The sequence below is a fragment of the Rhizobacter sp. OV335 genome (assembly GCF_900142965.1).
Lineage (GTDB): Bacteria > Pseudomonadota > Gammaproteobacteria > Burkholderiales > Burkholderiaceae_C > Rhizobacter.
On the sequence record NZ_FRCQ01000023.1, the window covers coordinates 54062 to 75009 of the forward strand.

22 protein-coding genes and 1 other RNA gene are annotated in these 20948 nt (G+C 66.9%); 2 read left to right on the forward strand and 21 right to left on the reverse strand.

Annotation, left to right across the window (positions count from 1 at the left end):
* Window positions 1–347: 347 nt before the first annotated feature.
* From BUE42_RS21835 to BUE42_RS21875, 9 genes are read right to left on the reverse strand one after another with little or no spacing between them, the layout of a single operon-like run.
* Window positions 348–1076, reverse strand: a complete 729-nt coding sequence (locus tag BUE42_RS21835) for a cysteine hydrolase family protein (RefSeq protein WP_073467404.1) — start codon at window positions 1074–1076, stop codon at window positions 348–350.
* Window positions 1076–2653: an ABC transporter ATP-binding protein gene (locus tag BUE42_RS21840; RefSeq protein ID WP_073467405.1), complete on the reverse strand. Its 1578-nt coding sequence runs from the start codon at window positions 2651–2653 to the stop codon at window positions 1076–1078. The genes BUE42_RS21835 and BUE42_RS21840 overlap by 1 nt, the downstream gene beginning before the upstream one ends.
* Window positions 2650–3423, reverse strand: coding sequence for an ABC transporter ATP-binding protein (locus BUE42_RS21845; protein ID WP_073467406.1), 774 nt, complete (start codon window positions 3421–3423; stop codon window positions 2650–2652). Before BUE42_RS21845 ends, BUE42_RS21840 begins: the two co-directional genes overlap by 4 nt.
* The gene (locus BUE42_RS21850) at window positions 3420–4190 is read right to left on the reverse strand and encodes an ABC transporter permease (RefSeq protein WP_073467407.1); all 771 of its coding nucleotides are present in this window, start codon (window positions 4188–4190) and stop codon (window positions 3420–3422) included. The genes BUE42_RS21845 and BUE42_RS21850 overlap by 4 nt, the downstream gene beginning before the upstream one ends.
* A gap of 17 nt (window positions 4191–4207) precedes the next feature.
* Window positions 4208–5176 (reverse strand): ABC transporter substrate-binding protein, encoded by a 969-nt coding sequence (locus BUE42_RS21855; protein WP_073467408.1) that lies wholly within the window; start codon window positions 5174–5176, stop codon window positions 4208–4210.
* Window positions 5173–5883: a biuret amidohydrolase gene (locus tag BUE42_RS21860; RefSeq protein WP_073467409.1), complete on the reverse strand. Its 711-nt coding sequence runs from the start codon at window positions 5881–5883 to the stop codon at window positions 5173–5175. The genes BUE42_RS21855 and BUE42_RS21860 overlap by 4 nt, the downstream gene beginning before the upstream one ends.
* Window positions 5880–6803, reverse strand: a complete 924-nt coding sequence (locus BUE42_RS21865) for an ABC transporter permease (RefSeq protein WP_073467410.1) — start codon at window positions 6801–6803, stop codon at window positions 5880–5882. The genes BUE42_RS21860 and BUE42_RS21865 overlap by 4 nt, the downstream gene beginning before the upstream one ends.
* Window positions 6800–7891 carry an ABC transporter permease gene (locus BUE42_RS21870; protein WP_073467411.1) on the reverse strand — a complete coding sequence of 364 codons (1092 nt, stop codon included), beginning with the start codon at window positions 7889–7891 and terminating at the stop codon, window positions 6800–6802. The genes BUE42_RS21865 and BUE42_RS21870 overlap by 4 nt, the downstream gene beginning before the upstream one ends.
* A 1-nt stretch (window position 7892) precedes the next feature.
* Window positions 7893–9032 (reverse strand): BMP family ABC transporter substrate-binding protein, encoded by a 1140-nt coding sequence (locus BUE42_RS21875; RefSeq protein WP_235002528.1) that lies wholly within the window; start codon window positions 9030–9032, stop codon window positions 7893–7895.
* Between the two features lie 365 nt (window positions 9033–9397).
* Here BUE42_RS21875 and BUE42_RS21880 point away from each other — a divergent pair, with 365 nt between their 5' ends.
* A complete protein-coding gene (locus BUE42_RS21880; RefSeq protein ID WP_200799008.1) occupies window positions 9398–9616 on the forward strand; it encodes a transketolase C-terminal domain-containing protein in 219 nt (72 codons plus the stop codon).
* 38 nt (window positions 9617–9654) lie between these two features.
* Here the strand turns inward: BUE42_RS21880 and BUE42_RS32515 are convergent, their stop codons facing one another.
* From BUE42_RS32515 to BUE42_RS21905, 5 genes are all read right to left on the reverse strand, one after another.
* Window positions 9655–10746 (reverse strand): cytochrome P450 family protein, encoded by a 1092-nt coding sequence (locus BUE42_RS32515; protein WP_143171682.1) that lies wholly within the window; start codon window positions 10744–10746, stop codon window positions 9655–9657.
* A 43-nt stretch (window positions 10747–10789) separates the two neighbouring features.
* Entirely contained in the window at window positions 10790–11113 is a 324-nt protein-coding gene (locus BUE42_RS21890; protein ID WP_143171683.1) for a hypothetical protein, read from the reverse strand.
* A 14-nt stretch (window positions 11114–11127) separates the two neighbouring features.
* Window positions 11128–11640 carry a hypothetical protein gene (locus BUE42_RS21895; protein ID WP_073467416.1) on the reverse strand — a complete coding sequence of 171 codons (513 nt, stop codon included), beginning with the start codon at window positions 11638–11640 and terminating at the stop codon, window positions 11128–11130.
* A 106-nt stretch (window positions 11641–11746) separates the two neighbouring features.
* The gene (locus BUE42_RS21900; protein ID WP_073467417.1) at window positions 11747–12850 is read right to left on the reverse strand and encodes a carbonic anhydrase; all 1104 of its coding nucleotides are present in this window, start codon (window positions 12848–12850) and stop codon (window positions 11747–11749) included.
* Window positions 12851–12908: 58 nt separating this feature from the next.
* A complete protein-coding gene (locus tag BUE42_RS21905) occupies window positions 12909–14135 on the reverse strand; it encodes a multidrug effflux MFS transporter (protein ID WP_073467418.1) in 1227 nt (408 codons plus the stop codon).
* A gap of 85 nt (window positions 14136–14220) precedes the next feature.
* On the opposite strand from BUE42_RS21905, the gene BUE42_RS21910 reads away from it, so the two are divergent.
* Complete coding sequence (locus BUE42_RS21910) at window positions 14221–15372, forward strand: HD-GYP domain-containing protein (protein WP_143171684.1); 1152 nt, start codon at window positions 14221–14223, stop codon at window positions 15370–15372.
* A 13-nt stretch (window positions 15373–15385) separates the two neighbouring features.
* Here BUE42_RS21910 and rnpB read toward each other — a convergent pair.
* From rnpB to BUE42_RS21945, 7 genes are all read right to left on the reverse strand, one after another.
* An RNA gene (rnpB, locus tag BUE42_RS21915) (RNase P RNA component class A) lies at window positions 15386–15731 on the reverse strand.
* A 9-nt stretch (window positions 15732–15740) separates the two neighbouring features.
* Window positions 15741–16580: an NYN domain-containing protein gene (locus BUE42_RS21920; protein WP_073467420.1), complete on the reverse strand. Its 840-nt coding sequence runs from the start codon at window positions 16578–16580 to the stop codon at window positions 15741–15743.
* On the reverse strand, window positions 16577–17617 hold the full coding sequence (pyrC, locus tag BUE42_RS21925) for a dihydroorotase (protein ID WP_073467421.1): 1041 nt from the start codon (window positions 17615–17617) through the stop codon (window positions 16577–16579). The genes BUE42_RS21920 and pyrC overlap by 4 nt, the downstream gene beginning before the upstream one ends.
* Window positions 17618–17656: 39 nt before the next feature.
* On the reverse strand, window positions 17657–18391 hold the full coding sequence (locus BUE42_RS21930) for an amino acid ABC transporter ATP-binding protein (protein WP_073467422.1): 735 nt from the start codon (window positions 18389–18391) through the stop codon (window positions 17657–17659).
* A gap of 19 nt (window positions 18392–18410) precedes the next feature.
* The gene (locus tag BUE42_RS21935; RefSeq protein ID WP_073467423.1) at window positions 18411–19082 is read right to left on the reverse strand and encodes an amino acid ABC transporter permease; all 672 of its coding nucleotides are present in this window, start codon (window positions 19080–19082) and stop codon (window positions 18411–18413) included.
* Window positions 19079–19786, reverse strand: a complete 708-nt coding sequence (locus BUE42_RS21940; RefSeq protein WP_073467424.1) for an amino acid ABC transporter permease — start codon at window positions 19784–19786, stop codon at window positions 19079–19081. Before BUE42_RS21940 ends, BUE42_RS21935 begins: the two co-directional genes overlap by 4 nt.
* Window positions 19787–19948: 162 nt before the next feature.
* Window positions 19949–20851, reverse strand: a complete 903-nt coding sequence (locus tag BUE42_RS21945) for a transporter substrate-binding domain-containing protein (protein WP_073467425.1) — start codon at window positions 20849–20851, stop codon at window positions 19949–19951.
* Window positions 20852–20948 lie beyond the last annotated feature (97 nt).

Here is a 20948-nt window from a genome sequence, read left to right on the forward strand (position 1 = left end):
GCGCGCCGGGCTCTGGCGGGTTTCGCCCTGTCGGGCGAGTCACTTTCATTTGAGCCCAAATGAAAGTAACCAAAGCAAAGGGCTTCAATACAACACCATACGGTTCGTTCTGTCCCGCTGCGGACAACATGGCCGCTTGGGCTGAAGCTCCACCTTGATTGGGATTGTTGGCCGTTCTTCTCCACCCAGCTCGCTGCGCATCGCCCGCATGACACGGCCGGTGCGAGACGATGCGAAGCGAGCGAGTCAAGTGGAGAGGGAGAGCAACAATCCCGATCAAGGGCCGATACACAGCGGCGTGTCCGTGTTGTCCGCAGCGGGACAGAACGAACCGCATGGTGTTGTATTCAAGCGCCTTTGCTTTGGTTACTTTCATTTGGCAAGGCAAATGAAAGTGACTCGCCCGACCGGGCGAAATCGAGCGCAGCCCTCACAGCCCGCAGCGACGCCGTCCACCCGACGATCCCACCTTGCGCACGGATCATCGCCAGCGTCGCCGCCTTGAACTGCGGGAAGTACGAGCCGGTCGCCTCCTCGACCAGCAGGCATTCGTAGCCGCGGTCGTTGGCCTCGCGCATCGTCGTCTGCACGCACACCTCGGTCGTCACGCCGCCGAAGATCAGCCGCGTGATCTGCTGGTCCTGCAGAACCTCGGCCAGCCGCGTGCCGTAGAACGCGCCCTTGCCCGGCTTCGCGATCACCACGTCGCCGGGCTGGGGCATCAGCTCGGGCACGAAGCCGGCCCCCGGCTCGCCCTCGATCAGGATGCGCCCCATCGGCCCCGGGTCGCCGATGCGCAGGCTCGGCTTGCCGCGCAGCCGCTTGGCCGGCGGGCAGTCCGACAGATCCGGCCGGTGGCACTCCTGCGTGTGCACCACCAGCACGCCGATCGCGCGGCACAGCGCGACCAGCTCGGCCGCCGCCGGCACCACCGGCGCCAGCAGCGACACGTCGTTGCCGAGCGCCGCGCCGAAGCCGCCCGGTTCGATGAAATCGCGCTGCATGTCGATCATCACCAGCGCGGTGTGCGCCGGCTCGAACTCGAACGGGCCCGGCAGGGCATCGACCTGGATCATCAATGGCTCCCGCCCATGAAGCCGCCGAGGACGTGACGGTCCGCCTGCAAGGCGTCGGCCTCGTGCACGATGCGCCCCTCGCTCATCACCGCGATGCGGTCCGACAGCGCGAGCAGCTCGTCCAGGTCCTCGCTGATCAGCAGCACCGCGCCGCCGCGGTTGCGCACGTCCATCAGCCGCTGGTGGATCTCGGCGACCGCCGCAAAGTCGAGCCCGAACACCGGGTTCGAGACGATCAGCACCTCGGCGTCGTCGCTCAGCTCGCGCGCCAGCACCGCGCGCTGCACGTTGCCGCCGCTCAGCGAACGGATCGGCGCCAGCTCGCCGCGCGTCTTGACGCCGAACTCGGCAATCAAACGGCGTGCGCGCTCGCGCAGCGCCGACGCGCGCAGCCAGCCGCCGCGCGCCGCGGGAGCGCGGTCGAAGGCGCGCAGGCCGATGTTGTCCGAGACGCTCAGCTCGCCGACGCAGGCGTTGCGCAGCGGCTCTTCCGGCAGGCTGCGCACCTTCAGGCGCTGGTTCTGCGCGCGCGTCGCGGCGAAGCGCTCGCGCTGCTCGCCGTGGCCGACCCACACCTCGCCCGACACGCGCCGGCGCTGGCCGACCAGCGCCTCGGCGAACTCGCGCTGTCCATTGCCCGAGACGCCGGCCACGCCGACGATCTCGCCCGCATGCACGCTCAGGCTCAGCCCATTGACCGCTGCCTGCCCGCGGTCGCCGTCGACCGTCAGCGACTCGATCGTCAACCGCGCCGCGCCGCGTTCCTGCACGGCGCGCTGCGGCGGCGCGAACTCGCGCTTCGCTTCGGCGGCCGTGTCGTCCGCCGCGCCGATCATCTCCGCTGCCAGCTGCCGCGGATCGGTCTCGGCCACGCGGTGCGCCGCCACCAGCCGCCCGCGGCGCAGCACGCTGACGTCGTCCGCATACGCAGTGACCTCGCGGAACTTGTGCGTGATCAGCACGATGCTGCAATCGCCCGCATGCGCGCGGTCGCGCAGCAGGCCCAGCACTTCGTCGGCCTCCTGCGGCGTCAGCACCGAGGTCGGTTCGTCGAGGATCAGCAGCCGCGGCCTCAGCAACAGCTGCTTCAGGATTTCGAGCTTCTGCTTCTGCCCGGCCGACAGCTGCTGCGGCGTCGCATCGAGGTCGAGCTTGAACGGCGTGGTCTCGAGGAACGCGGTGAGTTCCTCGCGCACCCGAGGCCAGTGGATGACGGCCGGCAGCCGGCCACGCGCGAGCAGCAGGTTCTCGGCCACCGTCATGCCGGGCACCACGGTGAAGTGCTGGTAGACCATGCCGATACCGAGCTCGCGCGCGACCACCGGCGACGCGATGTCGCGCTCGCGGCCGTCGATCAGCACGCTGCCTTCTTCGGCGCGCTGCCAGCCGACGACGCACTTCACCAGCGTGCTCTTGCCGGCGCCGTTCTCGCCGAGCAGCGCATGCACGGTGCCGGGCCGCACCGCGAGCGACACGCCGTCCAGCGCGGTGAAGGCGCCGAAGCGCTTGGTGAGTTGATACGTGTCGAGCGCCAGCGCACCGGTCGCCCGCGGCACCGGGTCCATCGGCGCGGTCATGCCTTCATCTCCCGCCGAAAGACTTCCAGCGTGTGCGCCTTCACGCGCACGAAGCGCTCGTCCGACACCGCCTCCGGCAGCCGCGGCCGCGGCATGTCGAAGGGCACGAACTCGGCGATGCGCGTCGGCCGGCGCGTCAGCAGCAGGATGTGGTCGGCCAGGAACACCGCGTCTTCCAGGTCGTGCGAGACGATCACCATCGTCACGCCGGTCGCGAGGTGCGCCTCCTGCAGTTTTTCGCGGATGAACAGCGTCATCTCGAAATCGAGCGCCGAGAACGGCTCGTCGAGGAACATCACCTCCGGCCGCGGCGCCAGCGCCCGCATGATGCACACCGTCTGCATCTGCCCGCCCGACAGCTCGTACGGGTAGCGCTTCAGGTCGAAGCGGATCTCGAACAGCTTCACCAGTTCGTCGACCCGCTCGCGCACCTGCGCTTCCTTCATGCCCTTGCGGCGCAGCGGGTAGGCGATGTTGTCCCAGGCGCTGATCCACGGGAACAGCGCATCGCGGTAGTTCTGGAACACGTAGCCGATGTTGGTCTGCTTCAGCGTCTTGCCGTCGAACAGGATCTCGCCGGCGTCCGGCGGGATCAGCCCGGCGATCATGTTCATCAGCGTGGACTTGCCGCAGCCGTTGGGTCCGAAGATCGACACGATCTCGCCGCGCGGCAGGTCGAGGTTGAAGTCGGTGTACAGCGGCGCGCCGGCGAACGACTTGCTCAGCCCACGGATCGTCACGTGCGGCAGGTGGAGCACCGGGCCGCTCATGCCTTGCCGCTCCAGTGGATCAGCTTCTTCTCGACCAGCAGGAACGCGAGGTTCAGCAGGTAGCCGAGCGCGCCGGTGATCAGGATCGAGGTGTACATGTCCTTCACGTTGAAGACCTGCTGCGCATCGATGATGCGGTGGCCGAGGCCGGTCTCGGAGCCGATGAACATCTCGGCGACGATGACGATCACCAGCGCCATCGACACCGCGCTGCGCAGCCCGACGAAGGTCTGCGCGAGGCTCTCCATCAGCATCACGTCCTTGAACACATGCCAGCGCGACACGCCCATGATCTGCGCCGCCATCACCCGCGTCTTCTTCGCGTTCATCACGCCGTACGCGCTGTTGAACAGCACGATCAGCATCGCGCCGAAGCTCGCGATCGCGATCTTGTTGATGTCGGTGATGCCGAAGATCAGCATGAACAGCGGGATCAGCGCCGAGCTCGGCGTCGAGCGGAAGAAGTCGATCACGAACTCGACGCTGCGGTACGCGAGCTCGGAGCTGCCGAGCAGCACGCCCAGCGGCACGCCGATCAGCACCGCGATGCCGAAGGCGGCCAGCGTGCGCCAGAGCGTGGACAGCAGGTCCGGCAGGATCGCGCCGCTCGTCACCGCACCCCACAGGTAGGCGAGCGTCTCGCCGGGCGGCGGCAGCAGCACCGGCTTGATCCACTTGGCCGAGATCACCAGCTCCCACAGGCCGAACAGCAGCAGCGGGCCGATCAGCGGCAGCAGCCTTCGGTCCATCAGTCGCGAGACGTTCATGGCGCGGCCTCCGGGGGTCAGGCGGTGTAGAGCAGCGGCTTCACCGGCACCGCGCGCGAGAAGATCTTGCGCTCGGTGAACACGTCGAAGAACTTCTGGAAGGCCTCGATGTCGCTCGGCTTGAACTCGTTGTAGAGCGTGAAGCCCGACAGCGGCACCTCCTTCACCAGCGACGCGTCGATCGACGTGAAGCCGTCGAGGTGGTTGCGCGACTCCTCGGGGTTCTTGCGCACATGCTCCACCGCCTTCGCGTACGCGGCGATGTACTTCTTCGCGTCGGCCGGGCGCTCCTTCAGCAGCGTCGTGGTCACGCTGGCTGAGCCGCCGAACCACGGTGCATCGGCATCGCCGAGCACGTACTTGCTGATCACGCCGGTCTCGAGCACGCGCGTCAGGCCCTTCAGGCGGCCCGCGGTGCCGGTGGGCTCGAGCGTGTAGACCGCGTCGATCTGCCCGCCGACGAGGGCCGGTACGTGCTGGCCGACCGGCAGCTCGGTGACCTGCGGGCTCGCGACACCGTTCTTCTCGAGCATGATCTTCGCGAGCGTGACGTTCTGGATGCCGGGGCCGCTGGCGATCCGCTTGCCCTTCAGGTCGGCGAGCGACTTGATCGGGCTGTCCTTCGCGACGACGAACTCGTCGAGCACCAGCTTGTGGTTCGACGGGTTGCTGCAGATGATCTTGAAGAGGCCGGGCGAGGTGATCTCGGCCAGTGCCAGCACGGCCGACGCGGTGCCGTTGGCCGAGCCGTGGATGCGGCCGGAGATCATCGCCTCGGCGACCTGCTGGGCGCTGGAGAACTTGACGCCTTCGACATCGAGGCCGGCCTCCTTGAAGGTGCCGAGCTCGAGGCCAGCGTACAGCGGCAGGCCGCTCGCGATCGGCCAGTAGCCGATCAGGATCTTGTCGTCCGCGGCGCGGGCGAAGGAGGCCGCGCCGAGCGAGGCGGCAGCGAGGGTTTGCAGGGTGCGGCGGCGGGTGATCATGGGGACTGCTCCTGGTGAATCTGGATCGCATCGATCAATGCATTCGAATCGGCCACCGCGCCGAACACCCCGCCCTGCATCGTCACCATCTTCAGCGCCGCGAGGTGGTTGCCGAGGTCGGTCGCGGCGGTGCAGTCGGAGAGGATCAGGCACTCGTAGCCGCGGTCGTTCGCGTCGCGCATCGTGGTGTGCACGCAGACGTCGGTGGTGATGCCGGTCAGCACCAGGTTGCGGATGCCGCGGGTGCGCAGGATCAGCTCGAGGTCGGTCGCGTAGAACGAGCCCTTGCCGGGCTTGTCGATCACCGGTTCGCCGGGCAGCGGCGCGAGCTCGGGGATGATTTCCCAGCCCGGTTCGCCGATCGTCAGGATGCGACCGCAGGGCCCGACATCGCCGATGCCGATGCCGTCGGTGCCGATCCGGCGCGAGCGCCAGCGCTTGTTGGCCGGCAGGTCGCTCAGGTCCGGGCGATGGCCTTCGCGGGTGTGGATCAGCAGGTGGCCGGCCTCGCGCATCGCGGCCATCAGGCGCTGCAGCGGCGCGATCGGCGCGCGCGTCAGGCCGATGTCGTAGCCCATCTTGTCGACATAGCCACCCTTGCCGCAGAAGTCGACCTGCATGTCGATCACGATCAGCGCGGTGTTGTCGGCGCGCAGGTCGCCGTCGAACGGCCAGCGGTAGGGATCAGCCTGCACGTAGCGGCTCATCGCGAGACTCCGAGCTCCGCCGGCGCGCCCTTGACCGTACGCGTCGGCGAGCAGGTCCACACCAGGATCGCGAGCGTCAGCACGTACGGCACCGCATTGAAGAGGTAGTAGCCGCTGCTGATGCCCACCGACTGCAGCGCAGGCCCGAGCGCGCCGGCGCCGCCGAACAGCAGCGCGGCACCCAGGCAGCGCCACGGGCTCCAGCGCGCGAAGATCACCAGCGCCACCGCGATCAGCCCCTGCCCGCTCGACAGCCCTTCGTTCCAGCTGCCGGGGTAGTGCAACGACAACGACGCACCGCCCAGCCCCGCGATGAAGCCGCCGACCACCGTGGCGGCGATGCGGATGCCGTTGACCGAGTAGCCGAGCGAGCGCGCCGCATCGCTCGAGTCGCCGGCCATGCGCAGCACCAGGCCCCAGCGCGTCGCCTTGAAGCCCCACGCGAGCAGCGCCGCGATCGCGACGCCGATCGGGAACAGCGCGTTGATCTGCAGCGCCGAGCGGATCTGCGCCGAACTGCTCCACTCGCCCAGCGCCAAGGCCGGGATCTGCGGCGCCTGCGGCTGGATCAGCGGCTTGCCGAGGTAGAACGCGAGCCCGCTGCCGAGCAGCATCAGCGCGATGCCGGTGGCGATGTCGTTGACGCGCGGCAGCGAGCACACCAGGCCGTGCAGCAGCGCGAGCGCCGCGCCCGACAGGCCGCCGACCAGCACGCCGACCCAGGCCGAGCCGCTGAGGTACGCGCCGCCGAAGCCGCTCATCGCCGAGAACACCAGCACGCCCTCGAGGCCGAGGTTGATGCGGCCGGCCTTCTCGGTGACGCATTCGCCGAGGCTGACCATCAGGAACGGCGTGCCGACACGGACCGCGCCGCCGAGCACGGCGATCAGCACGTTGAAGAAGAGTTCGGTGCTGGTCATGTGCTCACCTGTGCAGAGGCCGGCACGACGACCGGTGCCGCAGCCGGCGTCGCCCGCACGACGAACAGCTTGCCGCGCAGCGCCTCGCTCGCGAGGATCAGCAGGAACGCGAAACCCTGCAGCACCAGCACCGACGCATCGGGCAGGTCCATGCGCCGCTGCAGCAGGCTGCCGGCCGCGCCGAAGCCGCCGAACAACACCGCCACCGGCATCACCACCCACGGGTTGTGGCGCGCGACGAAGGACACCAGGATGCCGCTGTAGCCGAGGCCGGCGATCAGTGCGGCGTTCGCGCTGGTGTGCACCGCCAGCACCTCGATGCCGCCGGCGAGCCCGGCGCACGCGCCGCCGATCGCACAGGCGATGACGATCAGCCGCGTGCCCGGCAGGCCGACCAGCAGCGCGGCGCGCAGGTTGCCGCCGACCACGCGCGTCGCGAAGCCGGACGGCGTCTGGAACAGCCACAGGCCGAGCGCGATGCAGGCGACGATGCCGAAGGCCAGGCCCCAGTGGATGTCGCTGCCGCCGATGCCGCCGATCAGCAGCGCGTCGGCGATCGGCCGGGTCGACGGCTTGTTCAGGCTGGCCGGGTCGCGCAGCGGGCCTTCGACGAGGTGTTTGAAAAGGGCGATGGCGATGTACGCGAGCAGCAGGCTGCTGATCGTTTCGTTGACGCCGCGCCGCTGGCGCAGCACGCCGACCAGCGCGATCCAGCCCGCACCGGCCGCGCCGGCGGCGAGCAGCAGCAGCGCGCTGCCGAACGCATTGGCGGGCGGCGTGATGACGGAGGGCAAGGTCGCGCACGCGAGGCCGCCCAGCACCAGTGCGCCCTCGCCGCCGATCACGACCAGGCCGGCGCGCGCGGGGACCGCGACGCACAGCGCGGTGAGCATCAGTGGTGCCGCGCGCTGCAGCGAGTTCTGCCACGAGAACCAGTCGCCGAACGCGCCCTTGAACAGCAGCGTCCACGCGTCGACCGGGCTCTTGCCGCCGAACCACACGAAGGCACCGAACAGCAGCAGCGCACCGCCCATCGCGAGCAGCGGCAGCGCGACCGATTCCAGCGTTTCGGCGTGGCGCGCGTTCATCTCAGGCGCCGGTCTTGCCGACGACGCCTTCAACGAGGTAGTTCATTCCTTCGAGCGTGGCATCGGTCTGCTTGAACACCTTGCCCGCCTCGATGATCGTCTTGCCGGCGTTGTCCTTCAGCGGCCCCTTGAAGATGTCGAAGCTGCCCTTCAGCATCGCGGCCTTCACGTCGTCGGCCGCCTTCTTCGCCGGCGCCGACACCATCGCGCCGTATGGCGAGGGCTTCACGAAGCCTTCCTTCAACCCACCGCGCACGAAGTTCGGATGCGGCTTGCCGGTGCGCGCCGCGTCGATGATGGTCTTGTACGCGGTGATCCAGTTCCACTCGGCGCCGGTGAGGTACGCGGCCGGCGCGAGCTTGGCCTGGCTCGCGTGGTAGCCGCAGACGAACTTGCCGCGCTTGGCGGCGGTCTCGACGATCACCTTCGGCCCGTCGACGTGCATCGTGAACACGTCGACGCCCTGGTCGGCGAGGCTGTTGGTGGCCTCGGCCTCCTTGACCGGCATCGACCAGTCGCCGGTGAAGATCACCGTGGTCGTGATCGACGGGTCGACCGAGCGCGCGCCCATCGTGAACGCGTTGATGTTGCGCAGCACCTGCGGGATCGGCTTGGCCGCGATGAAGCCGAGCTTCTTGCTCTTGCTCATGTGGCCGGCGACGACGCCGTTCAGGTACTGGCATTCGTCGATGTAGCCGAAGAAGCTGCCGGTGTTCTTCGGGTGCTTGCCCTCGGTCCACATGCCGCCGCAATGCGCGAAGCGCACGTTCGGATTCTTGCCCGCCACCGCGAGCATGTGCGGGTCGAAGTAGCCGAACGAGGTGGGGAACAGCAGCGTCGCGCCGTCCTGCGAGATCATGCCCTGCATGGCCTTCTGCACGGCCGTGGTCTCGGGGACGTTCTCTTCCTCGACCGCCTTGATGCCGGGCAGCTTCTTGATCTCGGCCACCGCCTCGGCATGCGCCTGGTTGTAGCCGAAGTCGTCCTTCGGGCCGACGTAGATGAAGCCGACGGTGATCGGCGCCTGCGCGTTCGCGAGGCTGCCGAAGCCACCCAGCGCGAGCGCCGCGCCGGCGCCCTTCAGCACATCCCGCCGATGGAGTCCGGCCGCTGCACTCTCGTGCGTCATGTCATGCGTCATCTCTGCGCTCCTGTGCGTCACCGCGTGGGAGGGTTCGCAGGAGTCGTGCCCGTTCGCCAGTGCACGATCCCGATCGCCCCTGTTTAGAACACCTTCTTGTATACATGCAACGGGCGTGCCAGCCGGAAGGCGTGGGGCAGAGCGGGGAGAGACGGTGGATGCGTACGGTGCGAGGATCCCAAACGGGGGCGCGAGGCGGAGGCCGAGCGCCAAGCGCGGGCGGCGTGGCACCAAAAGCGACCAGCCTGAAAGCCCGGACCGCGGCCGGCCGATGGCCAGCTGCCAGTCCGCAGCGACAACCCGCTTCTGCCACTGGACGAGGCGACGATCCCGCGCTCGGTGCGCAAGATCGGCCGGCTGGCGTGGTGCACGAGGCCGCCACGCCATGCGGCATTGGCGCCGAGATCGCGGCGATCGTTGGAGAGAAGGTGTTCACGTCGCTGAAGGCGCCGGTCCGGCGCATCACCCAAGACGCACCGGCCGCAGCGTCTTGGGTGCTGGAGCAGGCGGGGGTGCCGCAGGCCAAGACGATCGTGCGGGCAGCGATCGAGCCGGTCGATGCGCAGATTGCGGATATCGCCTGACCGTGGCGGTTGCTCTGCCGGTGGTCGCTCCGCGGGTGTCAGCTTGCCTTGCTTGGCGGATGCGCCTCACCAACGACTCCGACAAACATGGCCATCGCCCGGGCATGCATCTCGTTCGTTTGCTGCCGAAGCTCCTCGCTATCACCCTCTAACCCAAGCTCTTCCCGACACGCGGCCATGACCGACTGGATTTGCAGCATGGCTTGGGCGTTTGACGTCAGCATTGACTCTTGGATCCTTCGAACCTTCGGCTGGAGTTCCTCCTGCGACTCGTCCACAATTTTTGTGCAGTCATCGATGATGTGCGCCTGTACCTTCAACAGCCCCCTGAGTTCATTCGCGATACGTTGATCGTCGCCTTTGTATATGCGATTGTTGTCGAGTGCATCGACGATCTTCCAACGCTCCGCCACTGCGTTCCTGACGCGGTCCTGAGCCCACGCGATGCGTCCTTTGAGTCCCTGCAATGGTCGAACACTCGCGGCCACGTTTCCGAATAGCTCCATGAGCTGTGAATGCAGTTCGCGGATCTTGTACGCAGTCCCTGGTCCAGACAGAAGCCACGTCTTGTTGACCGCCACGGCAAGCTCTGAAAGCGTCTTCGTCACGTACTCCTCCTCGACGAGTAGATCCATCGTTGGCATAGAGCCGATCAGGCCTTGCATGCGAATGCATGCTTCGATCATCTCGGAGTACAGGTCGCGCCGAGCTTCCATGAGGCGTGCACGGGTCGCCTGCTCCTCGGAATGTTGACGCTCTGCAACTGCCTCTTCGCGTGAATGAACTCGGTCCAAAGTTGCCTGCTGCCTGCTGTGGTCGCGGCTTCGAATTCCCTCACGAGCGGCAGCCGCAAGTTCTTGCCGCATGCGTTTGTGAGCGAACCACAGAGAAATCGCGACCCCGGAGAAAGTAAGCAAGCCGACGAGAAGCGCCACGCTCGCAGCGATGGCTCCCGCGAGAAGTACCGGATTCGCCAGCATGTATTGCCAGCCAAATTCGACGTGCGCTTGCGGGGGCTTCTCGGCGACGACGGTCAGCGCCTTTGTCGATTGCGCGGAACCAATAGGCGACAGGATCTCGAGAGAAACCGATGCAGCAGGAACCGCAGCAGGTGAGGAAGCAGGAATCATGAGTACGCCCCTACGGTACAACTACCGTCCATTTCGGAGATTGTCAGGGTGCCTTGTCGACCTCGTCGTGCGCGCCCAGGGTGCGGAAGTAGGCCACGCCCTTCTCGACGGTGAAGCTGGCCTTGCAGCGGTCATCGGCGGTCGCGTGCAACGTCCAGACGGGAACGTCCACAGAGGGATCCAGCGCCGAGCGGACGGTTTGGCCTTTCAGTGGATGGGCGTGCAAGCCCAGCGGAATCGGATTCTGCCGAGGCAACAGTGCAAGGCGTGCACAGACCTCGGCGAGCACAGCGGCATCGAGTTTCTTCAACTTGCGACGGAACAGCGCATTGTTGCAATCGATGCGCTCGATCAAGAAGCCAGCCACGGGGCGGCGGATGATCAGAGTCGGGCGAACAGCTTGCGGACTTCTTCGGGTGTGCTGGCGGTCCAGCCTTCGTCGCGTGGTGCACGGTCGGCATCGTGCTCCATCATCTCGGTCTTGAACGCCTGGATTTCCTCGAACAACTCCGCTGACGTTCTCAGCAGCACCTTGACGGCGTCCAGCGTCAAGGCGCAGTGGCCTTGACGCACCATCGTCTGCACGCCGAGCAGCCCCGCACGCAGAACCTGCAGGCGATCAGCAAATCGATCCAGTGAGTCACACAGGTCGAAGTCAGCATCGATCAACGATTCGCTCTTGTCATCGGTGACTCGGGAGCGAGCGCCTCGGAACCACACGGCATGTTGTGCCAGCCGTTTCGACGTCCTGTTGAAGTAGTGCGCCAACAGGCGATCACCAAAAATGGGAACCTGCCTCAGCACCTTGACCGCCACAGCAACCGGACGATTCTCTCGCTCGACCTTGGCCAACTGGCTGGGAACCAGGGCCTTGAGTTCGATGGCGTAGGGCATGGTGGGATGGAGCAGGAACGTCATGAACTTTACCGGAGGCCAGGGTCTGGGGCGAGACCCTATTCCCCTGCTCTCCCGCAGGCAACGGCACGCATGTCCCTGCCGATCAATTGGAACCTTTGATCAAGCGCCCGCTCGCCGACTGAATCGGCCGCGCGTTCATCGGGTACAGCCGCGAGAAGATGCCGATCTGCTCCGGCGAGATGCCCACCGGCTGCTTCATCACCATCCACAGCACGCCTTCGCTGCACGGCGGCGTCGTCAATGAGCCCATGTAGGTGTAGTAGCCGCGCTCGGATGGCAACAGCGCGTTCAGGTCGAGCGTCGCACGCGCGGCGACCTCGTCGCCCTTCTCGAGCGGCAGGTTGTTCCACACCATCTGCACGAGCGGCTGCACGCTGCCGCGGTCCAGCAGCACCGCGACCACCGCAAGCTTGCCTTCGAGATCCTTGTGCACCAGGTGCGCGACCATGTCGAACTGGCGGCCGTTGATGCGCTCTTCGGACGGGCGATGGAAGTGGAACTGCACGAGCTCGAAGCGGCGCCCCATCACCTCGATCGAGTTGCCCGGCGCCACGTTGACCTGCACTGTGTGGCCGTTGTCCAGCACCTTGAAGCTGCTGGGCTTGTAGTCGAATTGCACCGGATCGAGTTGCACCGAGATGCCATCGCGGATGTCGATCGGGCTCTGGCGCTTGCCGGCCGAGCAGGCGCTGAACTCGGGCTTCAGCTTGCTCCAGTTCTCCGGCGCGCCGTCGCCGCTGTAGTCCCAGTGCGGCGATGCGCCGTGCGCGGCCACGGCCGAACGCGAAGGGCGCGCGGCGATCGCACGCGGCTCGGCCGGCTCGCGGGCGTCGAGCGCAGCGGCATTGCCACCGCCGCCGCCCGCCTGCACCGCCGCCGAGCGCACCGGCGTGGTCGACGCCGCGCCCGGCCGGTTGGCCACGCGCACGATGTCGGGGTTGGCCTCGGCCTGCTGCGCACCGAGCTTCTCGGCCAGGCGCTGGCGCAGGCGGTCCATCGGATCCTCGAAGCCGCGTGCCTTCGCGGCCTTCGCGGTCGCCGGCTTGTCGGCATCGGCATCCTTCATCGGCTTGACCGGCGAATTGCGCGGATCCGGCGCGTGGACGTCGGACGCCTGCGCCGCAGCGACGCACAGGCTCAGGCCGAGCAATACCGCAGCAATGCGGCCAGACAGGATGGTGGACATGATGGAAACGCTCCCGGCACGCCCCGGAAACTCGGGGCGCCTCAGGCGATATCGACCCTCAGGCCGCCGGCTTGAGCTTGATGACGACGCGCGGCTTGACCCAGATCCAAGCGCAGACGCCGATGCTCATCATCAGCAACGACGCGATCGCGAGCCAGAGCGTGGAATGCATCACCAACGGCGCGATCACACCGGCCACCAGCCCGTTGGCCAGGCTGCCGATGCAGGCCTGGAACGACGACGCCATGCCGCGCCGCTCAGGCACCAGGTCGAGCGTCATCAGCGTGACCACCGGCACCATCAGCGCCCAGCCGAACGCGAAGATGCCGATCGGCAGCAGCGCCCACCAGGCCTGCGGCACGAGCAGCAGGTTCAGCGCGAGGTTGACGACCGACACCACCAGCATGATCACGAAGCCGTGTCGGATCTGGTGGTGCGGCTTGATCTTGCCGGCCAGCCGCCCCGAGAACCAGGCGCCGCCCATGATCCCGCCGATCGTGATCAGGAAGAACCAGAAGAACTGGCCGGGCTGCAGGTGCAGGTGGTCGCCGAGGAAGACCGGCGCCGACAGCACGTACAGGAACATGCCGTTGAACGGAATGCCGCTGGCGAGCGCCAGCATCAGGAAGCGCGGGTTCGAGCCCAGCTGCCGGTAGCCGCGCATCAGGTGGCGCACGTTGAACGGCTGCCTCTGCGACGCATGCAGCGTCTCGGGCAACAGCCGCCAGTTGCCGATCCACAGCGCGATGCCGACGGCCGTGAGGAACCAGAAGATCGCGTGCCAGCCGACATGCACGAACAGGAAGCCGCCGACCATCGGCGCGATGGCCGGCGCGATGCCGAAGTAGATGGTGACCTGCGACATCACGCGCTGCGCATCGGCCGGCGGGAACATGTCGCGGATCACCGCCCTCGAGACGACGATGCCGGCACCGGCCGACATGCCCTGCAGCGCGCGGAAGAACACCAGCGCGCCGATGTGCTGCGACAGCGCGCAGCCGGCCGACGCGAGCGTGAACACCGCGATGCCCCACAGCACCACCGGGCGGCGCCCGAGGCTGTCGGACAGCGCACCGTGGAACAGGTTCATCACCGCGAAGCCGAACAGGTAGGCCGACAGCGTCTGCTGCATCTCGACCGGTGTCGCGCCGATCGACTGCGCGATGCCGGTGAAGGCCGGCAGGTAGGTGTCGATCGAGAAGGGGCCGAGCATGCCGAGGCATGCGAGCAGCGCGGCCAGCGCCCAGCGCGGTGCGCGCCAGAGGTGTTGTGCGTCGGGATTCATGCGGAGCGTCGAGTGTAGCGGGCGGTCCGCGGCCCCGTGCACGTGCGGGGTCGACCTGCGACGGCGCTTGCGTCACACTCAGCCCATGAGCTCCTCGACGGACCGCGTTCCTCTGGTCCAGGTGCGCGATCTGCTGCACGTGGGCGAGCCGCTGCCGTTCCGGATCCTCGACACGCATGAGCGGCTGTTGCTGAACGCCGGGCAGGTGCTGCTCGATGAACGCCAGCTCGACGAACTGCACGAACGAGGCGCCTGGGCGGAGCGGGCCCTGGTGGAGGCGGCCCGCCAGGCGCAGTCTGCCGCGGCCAAGAAGGCCCAGGCCGTTGCCGCCTTGTCGATCTTCGACCGCTGGGAGCGCCTGATGCTCCATTTCGACCAGGTGCCGCGTGCGCTCCAGCGCCGCGAAGCGCAAGGCACGGCGGTGACGAGCTTCTTCGTTGCGCTGCAGGCGCTGGTCGACCGGGATCCGGACGTGGCGCTGTTCGAATGCATGCGACAGGAAGAGCGCCGCTTTGCGCTCTACCCGTTCCGCCATGCCGTCCGGGTGGCGGCGCTGGCGCTTCTGACGGCCCGCCAGCTCGGGTGGGCGCCCGAGCGATGCACCTCGCTCGGCTGTGCCGCGCTGACGATGAACCTGTCGATGTTCGACCTGCAGGCCACGCTGGCCGCGCAGGACACGCCACCGACCCGCAAGCAGCTGGAGCAGATCCGCGCGCACCCAGAAGCCTCGGTCGCGATGCTGCAGGCGGTCGGCGTCGACGACGAAACCTGGCTGGCGACCGTGCTGGGCCACCACGAACGCCTGGGCGGTGCCGGCTACCCGCACGGGCACGAACCCACCCCGGAAGCGCGTGTGCTGCGCGCGGCCGACGTCTACATGGCCAAGATCAGCGCGCGCGAAAAGCGCCCGGCGATGACGCCGCAGATGGCGACGCGCCAGCTGTTCCAGCAAAGCGCCGGCGATGAACTGGCGATGGCGATGATCAAGACCGTCGGCGTCCACCCGCCCGGCAGCCTGGTGCGGCTCCATTCGGGCGAGGTGGGCGTCGTGATCCGCCGGGCGGTCACCGGGCCGCACCCGCTTGTCGCGACGCTGAGCGACAAGAACGGCAAGCCGGTCGGCGAGACCCATCGGCGCGATTCGTCCCAGGTGGGCTTCGCGATCGAAGGCGCCCCCGAGAACGCGGCCGCGTTCCCGCGCATCCCGCCCGAGCGGGTGTATGGCTTGATGACCTGATGGTCAGTGGATAGTGTGAAGCGGACCGATAGGCCGGATTCTGTGCGTCCCCCGATTCTTGCGAACCGTTGAACGTGACCGCCATTCCTCTGGGCCGGGCATCGCTGCCCGGCTCGGTGCTACCTACCCGCACACTCCTCGGGCCGAATCAACGTGTGCCTATTTGGTATTGCTGCGCGTAGAGATTGCCCGTTTCACCCGCCACGCCCGCCTTGCGACCGATGCGGCGACTCGTCTCTGTTGCTCTGATCCTCACCTCGCGGTGGACAGCCGTTGGCTGCTACGCTGCCCTGTGCAGTCCGGACCTTCCTCCAGTGCGCCCTTTCGGGCCTTGCACCAGCGGCGGTCTGGTCCGCTTCACCGGCGCATTATCCCCTGCTCTTCGAGAGCCGCTTGTCGCGCAGCACGACCTGGCTGCCGCGGCGGTCGAGTTCGAACAGCTGCGTCGCCTCGATCAGGTCGATCAGCTTGCGGTAGCCGTAGTTGCGCGGGTCGAACGAGGCCTGGTTGCCGATCTGCTGGCCGACCGCGCCGAGCGCCGACCAGCCGTCTTCGCCGGCCGCCGATTCGGCGGCGTTGCGCAGCAGCGAGACCAGCCGCGCATCCTGCTTCAGCGCCGCGGTGTCCTGGCGCAGCGCCGCGGCCGGCTCGGCCACCGGCGCGGGCTCCGGAGCCGCCTTGGCGCCGCCGCGGGTCTTGCGCCCGGCCGCCGGCTTGGCCTTGGCCGGCTTGGGTGCGCTGTCGGCCTCAGCCACCTCGACCGCCTGCCCCAGGTTCTCGAGGTACAGGAAGCGCGAGCAGGCATTGACGAAGGGCATCGGCGTCTTCTTCGCGCCGAAGCCGTAGACCAGCGCGCCCTTGGCCTTCAGGTGCATCACGAGCGGCGTGAAGTCGCTGTCGGACGAGACGATGCCGAACGCATCGGGCTGGTCGGTGTAGAGCAGGTCCATCGCCTCGATGACCATGCCCATGTCGGTCGCGTTCTTGCCCTTGCTGTAGTCGAACTGCTGCACCGGGCGGATTGCGTACTCGTGCAGCACCGCCTCCCAGCCCTTCAGCCCGTCCTTCTTCCAGTTGCCATAGGCGCGGCGGATGTTCGCGACGCCGACCTTGGCCAGCTCCGCGAGGATCACGTCGATCTTGCTGGCCGGCGAGTTGTCGGCATCGATCAGCAGCGCGATGCGGGCGGGCTTGTCGAGCAGGGTCATGCGGTCTCCAGTTTCCAGCCGATCGTCTCGCCGCCGCGCAGCGGTTTCAGCTGGGCCTCGCCGAACGGCAGGGCTTCGGGGAGTGTCCATGTTTCGCGGCGCAGCGTCACGCGGCCGGCGTTGCGCGGCAGGCCGTAGAAATCGGCGCCGTTGAAACTCGCGAAGGCCTCCAGCTTGTCGAGCGCGCCGGCCGCCTCGAAGGCCTCGGCATACAGCTCCATCGCCGACAGCGCGGTGTAGCAGCCCGCGCCGCACACCGACTGCTCCTTCAGGTGCGACGCGTGCGGCGCGCTGTCGGTGCCGAGGAAGAACTTCGTGCTGCCCGAGGTGGCGGCCTGTACCAGCGCCTGGCGGTGCACTTCGCGCTTGAGCACCGGCAGGCAGTAGTAGTGCGGCCGCAAGCCGCCCTGGAAGATAGCGTTGCGGTTGTAGAGCAGGTGGTGGGCGGTGACGGTGGCGGCGGTGTGCGCATCGGCCTGCGCCACGTACTGCGCCGCCTCGCGCGTGGTGATGTGCTCGAACACCACCTTCAGTTCGGGGAAGTCGCGGCGCAGCGGCTGCATCACGGTGTCGATGAAGACGGCTTCGCGGTCGAACACGTCGACCGCCGGGTCGGTGACCTCGCCGTGCACCAGCAGCAGCAGGCCTTCGCGCTGCATCGCCTCGAGCGTGGCGTAGGTCTTGCGCAGGTCGGTGACGCCGGCGTCGCTGTTGGTGGTGGCACCGGCCGGGTAGAGCTTGACGGCGACGACGCCGGCATCTTTCGCGCGGCGGATCTCGTCGGGCGGCAGCTTGTCGGTCAGGTACAGCGTCATCAGCGGCTCGAAGGCCGAGCCTTCGGGGCGCGCCGCGAGGATGCGTTCGCGGTAGGCCACGGCCTGCGCCGCGGTGGTGACCGGCGGGCGCAGGTTGGGCATCACGATCGCGCGGGCGAACTGGCGCGCGGTGTCGGGCAGCACCGCGGCGAGCGCGGCACCGTCACGCAGGTGCAGGTGCCAGTCGTCGGGCGTGGTGAGGGTGAGTGAATCGGTCGTCATGCGCCGATTTTCGCACCCGCGCCATCAGCTCAGATCACCTCAGTGTTGCAGGATCTTCGACAGGAATTCCTTCGCGCGCGGAGTGCGCTCTTCGGGCTTGCCGAAGAAGCTGTCCTTGGTGCAGTCCTCGACGATCTTGCCGGCGTCCATGAAGATCACGCGGTTGCTGACCTTCTTCGCGAAGCCCATCTCGTGCGTGACGCACATCATCGTCATGCCTTCGTTGGCCAGCTGCACCATCACGTCGAGCACCTCGCCGACCATCTCGGGGTCGAGCGCCGAGGTCGGCTCGTCGAACAGCATCACGATCGGGTCCATGCTGAGCGCGCGGGCGATCGCGACGCGCTGCTGCTGGCCGCCCGACAGCTGCCCGGGGAACTTGTCCTTGTGCCCGCTCAGGCCGACGCGGTCGAGCATCTTCATGCCGCGCACCTTGGCTTCTTCGGGCTTGCGGTTCAGCACCTTGATCTGCGCCAGCGTCAGGTTCTCGGTGACGGTCAGGTGCGGGAACAGCTCGAAGTGCTGGAACACCATGCCGACGCGGCTGCGCAGCTTCGGCAGGTTGGTCTTCGGGTCGGAGATCGAGATGCCGTCGACGACGATGTCGCCCTTCTGGATCGGCTCCAGCGCGTTCACCGTCTTGATCAGCGTCGACTTGCCCGAACCCGACGGGCCGCACACCACGACCACCTCGCCCTTGGCGATGCTGGTCGTGCAATCGGTCAGCACCTGGAACGCGCCGTACCACTTCGAAACGTTGTTGATCTTGATCATGGGAAGTCCCCCCGGGGGTTCAGCGGATGATGGCGATCTTCTTCTGCAGTCGACGAACCAGCATCGACAGGCTGAAGCAGATCACGAAGTAGACGACGGCGGCAGCGATCGTTGTCTCGACGGGCCGGTTGAAATTCTTGCCGGCGACCTCGAAGCCCTTGTACAGGTCGTACGCACCAATGGCATACACCAGTGAAGTGTCCTGGAACAGGATGATCGTCTGCGTCAGCAGCACCGGCAGCATGTTGCGGAAGGCCTGCGGCAACACGATCAATTGCATGGTCTGGCGGTAAGTCATCCCCACCGCGTAGCCCGCATACACCTGCCCTCGCGCCACGCTCTGGATGCCCGCGCGCATGATCTCCGAGTAATAGGCCGCCTCGAACACCGTGAAGGTGATGATGGCCGACAACTCGGCGCCCAGCGGCCGGCCGATCAGCAGCGGGATCAGCAGGAAGAACCACAGGATCACCATCACCAGCGGGATCGAGCGCAGCGTGTTGACGTAGAACGCCGCCGGCATCACCAGCCACTTCTTGCCCGACAGCCGCATCAGCGCGATCAGCGTGCCCAGCGCAATGCCGCCGATCATCGCGATCAGCGTCAGCTGGACCGAGAAGATGAGCCCCTTGGAGACGAACGCGGAGACGACATTCCAGTTGAGGAACGTGAAATCGAGATTGAGGTTCATTTCCCGCCCCCCATCATGCCGGGGACCTTCACCCTGTTCTCGAGGAACAGCGCCAGGCGGTTGATGGAAAAGGCCGACACGAAATACAGGCCCGTCACCGCCAGGTAGATCTCAACGCCGCGAGACGTCTCCTCCTGCGCCTGCATCGCGAACATCGTCAGTTCGGTGATGCTCACGGCAAAGGCGACCGACGAGTTCTTGATGATGTTCATCGACTCGCTGGTCAGCGGCGGCACGATGATGCGAAAAGCCATGGGCAAGAGCACGTAGCGATACGTCTGGGGCAAGGTGAGACCCATCGCCAATCCCGCATAGCGCTGCCCCCTCGGTAGCGCGTTGATGCCGGCCTTCACCTGCTCCGCCACGCGTGCCGAGGTGAAGAACCCGAGCGCAAACACGACCAGCCAGATGCTCGGTATCGCGCGCAGGCTCAGGAACATCGTGGGAATCACGTGGTACCACATGAAGATCTGAACCAGCAACGGAACGTTGCGGAACAACTCGACCCAGGTTTCGCCGAAGTAGACGAGCGCCTTGTTGGGCACCGTGCGCAGGATGCCAACCAACGAGCCCACCAACAGAGCGACGATCAGGGCCAGCAAGGCCACCAAGAGCGTCCACCCCCATGCCGACAACATCCACTGAAGGTAGGTCTGCCCTCCCCCCGTGTCTTGCAGGAATACCTGCCAGTCCCACTTGCCCAAGGTGTTGCTCCAATTCTTGTGAGGGGTCGCACCACGACTGCGCTGCCCCAATGAAAAGCGCGACGCGGGTCACCCGGCGCCGCGCTGGGGGGACTGTAAGCAAGTGTCGCGCCCAGTGGCGTCAGGGCTTACCTCAGTCCCGGTCCATCGCAAGAACCCGCCTTACTTCTTGGCGTAGTCTTCCATCGGCTTGTCGTTCGGGGTCGCCCAGGCGGCCTTGGTGGCGTCCGACAGCGGCAGGCCGACCTTGGTGTTGCTCGGCGGGATCGGCTGGTTGAACCACTTGTCGTAGGTCTTCGCCAGGTCGCCCGACTTGATCTGCGCCACGATGCTGTCGTCGACCGCCTTCTTGAAGGCCGGGTCGTCCTTGCGCAGCATGATCGCGATCGGCTCGACGCTGAGCACTTCGCCGACGATCTTGAACTCGGCCGGGTTCTTTGCGCGCGAGATGTTGCCGGCGAGGATCTGGCCGTCCATCACGAACGCATCGGCACGGCCCGATTCGAGCAGCAGGAAGCTGTCGGCGTGGTCCTTGCCGAACACTTCCTTGAAGTCGACGCCGGTGGCGCGCTCATGCTTGCGCAGCGTCTGCACCGAGGTCGTGCCGGTGGTGGTGGCGACCGTCTTGCCGGCCAGCTGGCCGATCGCGGTGATGCCCGAGTTGGCCTTCACCGCGATGCGCACTTCTTCCACGTAGGTGGTGAAGGCGAAGGCGACGTCCTTCTGGCGGGTGGCGTTGTTGGTGGTCGAACCGCACTCGATGTCGACGGTGCCGTTCTGCACCAGCGGAATGCGGTTCTGCGAGGTCACCGGCTGGTACTTGATGTCCAGCGCGGCCAGGCCCAGCTGCTTCTTGATGTCGGCCAGCACCTTCTGGCAGACGTCGTAGTGGAAGCCGGCGTACTTGCCGTCTCCGAGCGTGTAGGCCAGCGCACCGGACGACTCGCGCACGCCCATCGTGACGGTGCCGCTGTCCTTGATCTTCTTCAGCGTGTCGCTCTGCTGCGCCTGGGCAACGCCCGCGACGGCCAACAGGACGGCAACGCTCAGCCATGCCTTTTTCATACGATCTCCTTCAGGGTGGAAAAGAGGGGGTGGGGGGAACCCCCTACAACGAAATTCTAGGGACACGGGGCCTACGCACTTCCACGTAGACGAGAGG

Excerpts from the sequence above, each read along its gene's own strand:
- BUE42_RS21850 (WP_073467407.1), bottom strand. The coding sequence starts at position 4,190 with ATGAACGTCTCGCGACTGATGGACCGAAGGCTGCTGCCGCTGATCGGC.
- BUE42_RS21905 (WP_073467418.1), bottom strand. The coding sequence starts at position 14,135 with ATGAATCCCGACGCACAACACCTCTGGCGCGCACCGCGCTGGGCGCTG.
- BUE42_RS21845 (WP_073467406.1), bottom strand. The coding sequence starts at position 3,423 with ATGAGCGGCCCGGTGCTCCACCTGCCGCACGTGACGATCCGTGGGCTG.
- BUE42_RS21935 (WP_073467423.1), bottom strand. The coding sequence starts at position 19,082 with ATGAACCTCAATCTCGATTTCACGTTCCTCAACTGGAATGTCGTCTCC.
- pyrC (WP_073467421.1), bottom strand. The coding sequence starts at position 17,617 with ATGACGACCGATTCACTCACCCTCACCACGCCCGACGACTGGCACCTG.
- BUE42_RS21895 (WP_073467416.1), bottom strand. The coding sequence starts at position 11,640 with ATGCCCTACGCCATCGAACTCAAGGCCCTGGTTCCCAGCCAGTTGGCC.
- BUE42_RS21910 (WP_143171684.1), top strand. The coding sequence starts at position 14,221 with ATGAGCTCCTCGACGGACCGCGTTCCTCTGGTCCAGGTGCGCGATCTG.
- BUE42_RS21875 (WP_235002528.1), bottom strand. The coding sequence starts at position 9,032 with ATGACGCATGACATGACGCACGAGAGTGCAGCGGCCGGACTCCATCGG.
- BUE42_RS21945 (WP_073467425.1), bottom strand. The coding sequence starts at position 20,851 with ATGAAAAAGGCATGGCTGAGCGTTGCCGTCCTGTTGGCCGTCGCGGGC.
- BUE42_RS21920 (WP_073467420.1), bottom strand. The coding sequence starts at position 16,580 with ATGACCCTGCTCGACAAGCCCGCCCGCATCGCGCTGCTGATCGATGCC.
- BUE42_RS21840 (WP_073467405.1), bottom strand. The coding sequence starts at position 2,653 with ATGACCGCGCCGATGGACCCGGTGCCGCGGGCGACCGGTGCGCTGGCG.
- BUE42_RS32515 (WP_143171682.1), bottom strand. The coding sequence starts at position 10,746 with ATGATTCCTGCTTCCTCACCTGCTGCGGTTCCTGCTGCATCGGTTTCT.
- BUE42_RS21860 (WP_073467409.1), bottom strand. The coding sequence starts at position 5,883 with ATGAGCCGCTACGTGCAGGCTGATCCCTACCGCTGGCCGTTCGACGGC.
- BUE42_RS21930 (WP_073467422.1), bottom strand. The coding sequence starts at position 18,391 with ATGATCAAGATCAACAACGTTTCGAAGTGGTACGGCGCGTTCCAGGTG.
- BUE42_RS21855 (WP_073467408.1), bottom strand. The coding sequence starts at position 5,176 with ATGATCACCCGCCGCCGCACCCTGCAAACCCTCGCTGCCGCCTCGCTC.
- BUE42_RS21835 (WP_073467404.1), bottom strand. The coding sequence starts at position 1,076 with ATGATCCAGGTCGATGCCCTGCCGGGCCCGTTCGAGTTCGAGCCGGCG.
- BUE42_RS21900 (WP_073467417.1), bottom strand. The coding sequence starts at position 12,850 with ATGTCCACCATCCTGTCTGGCCGCATTGCTGCGGTATTGCTCGGCCTG.
- BUE42_RS21870 (WP_073467411.1), bottom strand. The coding sequence starts at position 7,891 with ATGAACGCGCGCCACGCCGAAACGCTGGAATCGGTCGCGCTGCCGCTG.
- BUE42_RS21865 (WP_073467410.1), bottom strand. The coding sequence starts at position 6,803 with ATGACCAGCACCGAACTCTTCTTCAACGTGCTGATCGCCGTGCTCGGC.